The following is a 1,272-nucleotide window of genomic DNA, read 5'->3' on the forward strand; positions in this document are numbered from 1 at the left end:
ACTATAATAGTGCAGTTTTGCTTGAATAATTTTACAGTTGAATAAAAAAACAGATTATTAAGCTATTTTTAATTACTCAAAAATTTTTTCTATCGGCGTACCGCTTGCGGCAGCTTTGTAAATATATATTACTTTGGAATTCTCTAAATTTTTTTAGCAACTTTATATCCAGTATTAAAGTAAAGAAAATCAGTACAGTATATTTTGCAATAAGTATAATTTACTAACATTATGATTAGATATATATTAATGCTTTTCCCACTTCTTACTTGATATCCATCTAGTCCTAAGTACGTTTTGCAATCTCTAAAAAATGGTTCAATTGCCCATCGGTCAGTATATTGAGTTAAAATATCTAACTGTGCTAATGATTTCTCTAAAGAAATAAAAGTTTTCAATGCTCCATCTTTTTGGAAATCATCTTTAGGATAACTTAAAACAGCAGAAACAATCTTTCTATCTTTTAAGTTGCCAACATAATTGTAAATGTGGTATTCCTTATCTTTGACGGTGACGAGGTCAAAGTCTTCAATCTTTAATAATGTAGCAAACTTATGAAGTTTTATCCTAGTCTTTCATGGCCATACGGAAAAATAACCTTATTAGTTTTTAAAGCACCAATATAGCTATAGCCAGCTTTTTCAGAAACATTAAAAATATCCTTACAACTATCTGCTAACACATAGTCTTTATTTTCAGGCTTTGGAAGTGTTGTAATTAATTTTTGAGTTATCTTTATCATAGATATCAATTGAGTATGGCAGCACTAATCCGTCACACAATAGTAAAGAAACTACCATTTGATGACCATATACATTCTTACCTTTTAAATGAGAATTATGAAACGAATACTTTTCAATTGGATTTTTAGCCTTTGACGATGGCTTTGTCTTTTCAGAAATAGTGTCATAAATGATAAAGTATATTGGCTGTTTGGATTCTCTTGATTTAGCCCAAATAAGTTCTATGATATATGCTTTTAATGCTCTTTCTAAAAGTTTTTCATTCCAATTACTATTTGAAAAAAATCTAGTAATACTAGTTCGATGTTTCGAATGAGCAAGCTCCGCTATGTCAGAAATTTTACAGTTATAAACTTTTGATATCATAGCATTCATTATATTTTCTAGATGTTTTAATTGAGGCTTAGTTAAGTAAAAATCAAAATTTAGTTGTTTTAAAAAATTGTATATTGATAACTCATCTGATATAATTGTGTTCTGAAACATTTATGTATAGCTCCTTGCTGTCATTGTTGTGTGGTAACTCAAT

At 28.5% G+C, this 1,272-nt stretch carries 3 protein-coding genes; all 3 read right to left on the bottom strand.

Annotated features, from left to right (window positions below):
* Positions 1 to 143 precede the first annotated feature (143 nt).
* The 3 genes from L3B96_RS27090 to L3B96_RS27100 all read right to left on the bottom strand — a co-directional run bounded on the left by L3B96_RS27090 (position 144) and on the right by L3B96_RS27100 (position 1,229).
* Positions 144 to 398 (bottom strand): hypothetical protein, encoded by a 255-nt coding sequence (locus tag L3B96_RS27090; protein WP_238899185.1) that lies wholly within the window; start codon positions 396 to 398, stop codon positions 144 to 146.
* Positions 399 to 562: 164 nt separating this feature from the next.
* On the bottom strand, positions 563 to 742 hold the full coding sequence (locus L3B96_RS27095) for a hypothetical protein (RefSeq protein WP_238899184.1): 180 nt from the start codon (positions 740 to 742) through the stop codon (positions 563 to 565).
* Positions 696 to 1,229 carry a hypothetical protein gene (locus L3B96_RS27100; protein WP_238949059.1) on the bottom strand — a complete coding sequence of 178 codons (534 nt, stop codon included), beginning with the start codon at positions 1,227 to 1,229 and terminating at the stop codon, positions 696 to 698. The genes L3B96_RS27095 and L3B96_RS27100 overlap by 47 nt, the downstream gene beginning before the upstream one ends.
* Positions 1,230 to 1,272 lie beyond the last annotated feature (43 nt).

The sequence above is a fragment of the Clostridium sp. YIM B02569 genome (genome assembly GCF_022320765.1).
Taxonomy (GTDB): Bacteria; Bacillota; Clostridia; order Clostridiales; family Clostridiaceae; genus Clostridium; species Clostridium beijerinckii.

Excerpts from the sequence above, each read along its gene's own strand:
- L3B96_RS27100 (WP_238949059.1), bottom strand. The coding sequence starts at position 1,229 with ATGTTTCAGAACACAATTATATCAGATGAGTTATCAATATACAATTTT.
- L3B96_RS27095 (WP_238899184.1), bottom strand. The coding sequence starts at position 742 with ATGATAAAGATAACTCAAAAATTAATTACAACACTTCCAAAGCCTGAA.